Consider the following 4,225-nt stretch of genomic DNA (forward strand, 5'->3'; position numbering starts at 1 on the left):
AATCCCTCTATACCATTAAAATATATTTTTGTATTTATTTAAGCTTACCTTTATAACGAGAAATTCAACAACTTATTATAGACCTTATTAAATCTATTTGATTTACACCCTAGGCTTATTTAGTATTTTAGTTATTTATAACTTTATTAAATTTAATTGTCTAATAATTCATTTAAAGCATCGTATGAAAAATCTATTATTTCGCTACAGCTCACCTTATTTCTTTTTAATTCCGAGCAGATTTCTGTATTATATTTATTTCTAACTCTAGTCATTAATTCCCTTGAATAATTTCTAGCTTCATTAGGTTGAGAGTTATCCTCTCTTCCTTTTATGAATCCTACTACCATGGCTGCAGCGTTTACAGCACCACATAAACTACCTACTGTCACACCTACTCCCATTCCACTTCCTAGTGATACTGGTATATCTGTGTTATGTTCTTCATTGTATGATTTTATTATAGCTTCTGCACAAGTGTATCCTTGTTTATGATATGCTGATGGTTTTGTCATTTATGTCATCCTCTCAATCTTTAATTTAAGTGTATAATTTAATATTATTGTCATTAATTAGATATTATCATTTTATCAAACTTATTTCTGTGACTTTATCACACAGTTGCTAAAAATCGGAATCAATCCGGTTTTAATCTTCATTAAACTTACTTTCCATGTATCTGATTAATGGAGCTATTTTAACTAATGTTGGAGCTCCTTTCATCCAAACTTGTTGCTTTAATACCTCTATTATTTCTTCTTTTGTTGTTCCATATTTTATTGCCTTATTCATTTCTAGCTTTGCTCTAGTTTCATTGTTATCAAATACTGCTGTTGCTAAAGCAATTAGGTATCTATATTTGAGCGGAATTACTCCATCTCTCCAAATTTCATGATGATATTCTGATATTATTTTTTGAAAATCTTCACCAAATGCTTGAGAAACCATTACTCCTGGTGGTACAAAACCAATTTCTTCTTTGAATTCTTCTTGCAACTTTTCTCTATCCATATATACCCCTCCTGAGTTATTACTCTTTATTCTAATATTATTATACCCATATTGAATTTCTAATAATATGAAAACTTATCCTGTATATATACGCCTATCTTTGAATAAAATAAATTTAATTACAATCATAAAGGAGTATGTGACAATGAAAAAAAAATTAAAAATCATTTTAGTATTTTTATTTTCCTCTATTTTATTTTTAGTACCATTTAAAGCTCAAGCTATAGAAAATACAAGAGTTAAAGATATTCACTATAATAAATCTATGGTTGATTTAAAAATGGACGAAAGAAAGCTTTGGATTGACCATGTATTGTGGACTAGAAATTTTATTATAAGTGATATAGCTTCACTTGAAGATAAAATTTCTGTATTAGAAAGACTTCTTAAAAATCAAGATGATATTGGTAATTCAATTAAGCCATATTATGGTGAAGAAGCTGGAAATAAACTTTCTGCCTTACTAAGGGAGCATATAACACTTGCTGGACAAGTTGTTGATGCTGCTAAGAATGGCAATAAAGATAATTTAGAAAAATATAATAAGTTGTGGTATGAAAATGCCGATAAAATAGCCGATTTTTTAAGTAGTGCTAATCCTAACTATTCAAATAAAGTTTTAAAAGATATGTTATATAAACACTTACAATTGACTACAGATGAAGCTGTTGCTAGATTAAACAAGGACTGGAAAGCAGATATAAAAGCCTATGACAAAGGTGAAGATCATATGATTATGTTTGCTGATATACTATCAGATGGTATAATCAAACAGTTTCCAAAAAAATTTGAATAATCGAAATAAAAATCCGTATATAAGCCAACTATTTTATAACTAAGCTATATACGGATTTTTTAAGTACGATTTTAGTATGACTTACACTTAAACTATTTTCTCTTCATACCTCTTATAAAAACTTTTGTTTTCTTATCAACTTTCAAAGACTCACATATTTTTTGCAATGATTTATTATATGTGAAATCATCAAGATTATTATTTTTTAAATAATCTAATGTTGGCTCTTCAAATTTAATGTAACACATAGAAATTGCCCAAGCCACTGCCATTTTAACATAATATCCGTCATGCCTAATACTATCTAATTGTTTTAGAACTAATCTTATATAATCGTTATCAATATAAAAATTAATCAGCATAACTATTCCAAATCGTACTTCAAATTCTTTATCAGATAAAAGGTATGGTTGTAAAAAAAACCATATTCTTTCTTTATTTTTATTTGTCATTTTTAATCCAACGCAAAAACTATCACAAACAGACCAGTTATTAATCTTTGGTACAAAATCAACTATATAGCCTAAAACATCTTCAATGTCATCCTCATTAACATAGCCAAGTACCATACCTTGTAGCATAATTTCCTCAAAGTATATCTCATCCGCATTTTCTAGATAACTGCGCCAATCTTTTTTCGCAATTTGTTTTGCAATTTTTCGCAAAGCAGGAAGACGAACCCCAATCAAGTTATCAATTCCTGGCAAAAGACTTGAAGAAAATTTCTTATATTCATCTTCTGCCAGTTCAAAAAGTTGTTCTCTAATATTTGTATTCACAGTAGAGCTCCTCCTTAGCAATTTTGGTGTCGTTTTTCCATTTTCAAAAGTTTTTCTTTCATATTCAATCCCCCTGCATATCCAACAAGACTACCATCTTTTCCGATTATTCTATGGCATGGAATTATAATTAAAATTGGATTTTTATTATTGGCCATGCCTACAGCACGAGCAGCTGTTGGCTTACCAATCTTTTCTGCTATCTGTTTATAACTATGAGTCTGTCCATATGGTATTCTCTGAAGTTCATCCCATACTTTTATCTGAAAATCCGTTCCTTGCGGAGCAAGTGGAAGATCAAAGGCTAATCTTTTTCCTGATAAGTAATCTTTAAGTTGATTTGCTGCCTCCTTAATCAACGGAGTTTCTCTAATTTCCATCCCTTCTGATGATAATTTATCCGCTATATAAAGGTTAGTAATACCTTCGCTATTTTGAGCAATTCCAATTCTTCCAATTTGAGTTTCATAATAAAAGATATTTTTCATATAAATACCTCCATTTCTTAATTTATATTTCAAATATTTTTTTTTGCATTTTAAGGTACATTATTTCATATTATATCATCTTGTGTTTATATCTGTAAAAATTTTCTATCTATAAAATAAAAACACATTGATAAAATTATCAATGTGTTTGCGTGGATTTCAATGGTGGAGGCGAGGGATAACCCTTAAAATCCACTATTCTATTAGTAATTTAAGTTCAAGTTGTATAGTTATTTGCATCTCCTTACTTAAATATAATTAAAAATCAAATCACTGATTTTATTAAAAGCTAAAAATATTGTTATGAAATATCAAGCACCTTTTGCTAAAACATTATTAATTATACATAATATCAATAATAAGCTTGTAGAGGTATAACTTTAATTGTTAAACCTCTACCAAACCCACATCAGAATTTCACTGTCAAGTTGTCGCCCATGCCGGGCGCACAATATAAAAAGCACATTACTTAAAATATTAAAAGTAATGTACTTTCAATTTATTATTTTTTTATTTTTACTAGCCCTGTATGCCAATAAGCCCAAGAAGGAATATTCTGTGGTTTATCAGGTATATATTCTTGATAAACTATACCATATCTTCCACTCGTTAATTCTTCCATAAAATATCTTTTTTCTCCAGTTAACGTTGGATCTGTATCTCAGAATGCGCCTGTCCCAAATGTATTTAATATACGTTATATATTTTGTATTTCTCCTATATTTCTTCATGATATTTTAAATTATTTAATAACCCTTAGATCTTTAGCTCCTGTTGGATCAATTAAATCTGATCTACGTTGATAATTTTTAATAGGAACATAATTATATTGTTTATTTTTTCTTTGTGTGAGTTGACCTGAACTAGTTCCCATATATACCTCTAAATGTAACATCGAAGAATGTTTTTTGGTATTATTTCGAATTACGTCCCCAACCTTTTGGCTCTGTTCAAGTATTTCACCAACTTTGACGGAAGGTTTTATTTCAGTGTAACGAATAATGGTATTATCAGTACTTTTGACCTCAACTGCTTTTGTACCAGCATAAAAATTATAAACAGCTTTTACTTTTCCTTTAGTCATAGCTATTACTTCCGTACCATGTTCTACAAAAAAATCAATTCCTGCGTGTGTTCTCCCAGCTGATCTC

Annotated in this window: 6 protein-coding genes; 1 reads left to right on the forward strand and 5 read right to left on the reverse strand. The window is 29.2% G+C overall.

Annotated elements, in window-relative coordinates:
* Positions 1-152 precede the first annotated feature (152 nt).
* Both VLM92_RS11360 and VLM92_RS11365 read right to left on the reverse strand, forming a co-directional pair.
* The gene (locus tag VLM92_RS11360) at positions 153-515 is read right to left on the reverse strand and encodes a C-GCAxxG-C-C family (seleno)protein (protein ID WP_325276451.1); all 363 of its coding nucleotides are present in this window, start codon (positions 513-515) and stop codon (positions 153-155) included.
* A 133-nt stretch (positions 516-648) separates the two neighbouring features.
* A complete protein-coding gene (locus VLM92_RS11365) occupies positions 649-1,011 on the reverse strand; it encodes a carboxymuconolactone decarboxylase family protein (RefSeq protein WP_325276452.1) in 363 nt (120 codons plus the stop codon).
* A 145-nt stretch (positions 1,012-1,156) separates the two neighbouring features.
* Here VLM92_RS11365 and VLM92_RS11370 point away from each other — a divergent pair, with 145 nt between their 5' ends.
* Complete coding sequence (locus VLM92_RS11370) at positions 1,157-1,807, forward strand: glycosyltransferase (protein WP_325276453.1); 651 nt, start codon at positions 1,157-1,159, stop codon at positions 1,805-1,807.
* Positions 1,808-1,899: 92 nt separating this feature from the next.
* Here VLM92_RS11370 and VLM92_RS11375 read toward each other — a convergent pair whose 3' ends face one another.
* From VLM92_RS11375 to VLM92_RS11385, 3 genes are all read right to left on the reverse strand, one after another.
* Positions 1,900-2,586 (reverse strand): DNA alkylation repair protein, encoded by a 687-nt coding sequence (locus VLM92_RS11375; protein WP_325276454.1) that lies wholly within the window; start codon positions 2,584-2,586, stop codon positions 1,900-1,902.
* Positions 2,587-2,600: 14 nt separating this feature from the next.
* Positions 2,601-3,074: a methylated-DNA--[protein]-cysteine S-methyltransferase gene (locus VLM92_RS11380; RefSeq protein WP_325276455.1), complete on the reverse strand. Its 474-nt coding sequence runs from the start codon at positions 3,072-3,074 to the stop codon at positions 2,601-2,603.
* Positions 3,075-3,816: 742 nt separating this feature from the next.
* Positions 3,817-4,225 (reverse strand): M23 family metallopeptidase (locus tag VLM92_RS11385; RefSeq protein ID WP_325276456.1); only part of this gene is annotated, 409 nt, incomplete at its 5' end.

Origin of the sequence: Romboutsia sp. (assembly GCF_035470145.1) — a bacterium.
In the GTDB taxonomy this organism is placed as follows: Bacteria; Bacillota; Clostridia; order Peptostreptococcales; family Peptostreptococcaceae; genus Romboutsia_D.

Coding starts and splice junctions, on each gene's coding strand:
- VLM92_RS11365 (WP_325276452.1), bottom strand. CDS start 1,011: ATGGATAGAGAAAAGTTGCAAGAAGAATTCAAAGAAGAAATTGGTTTT.
- VLM92_RS11360 (WP_325276451.1), bottom strand. CDS start 515: ATGACAAAACCATCAGCATATCATAAACAAGGATACACTTGTGCAGAA.
- VLM92_RS11370 (WP_325276453.1), top strand. CDS start 1,157: ATGAAAAAAAAATTAAAAATCATTTTAGTATTTTTATTTTCCTCTATT.
- VLM92_RS11380 (WP_325276455.1), bottom strand. CDS start 3,074: ATGAAAAATATCTTTTATTATGAAACTCAAATTGGAAGAATTGGAATT.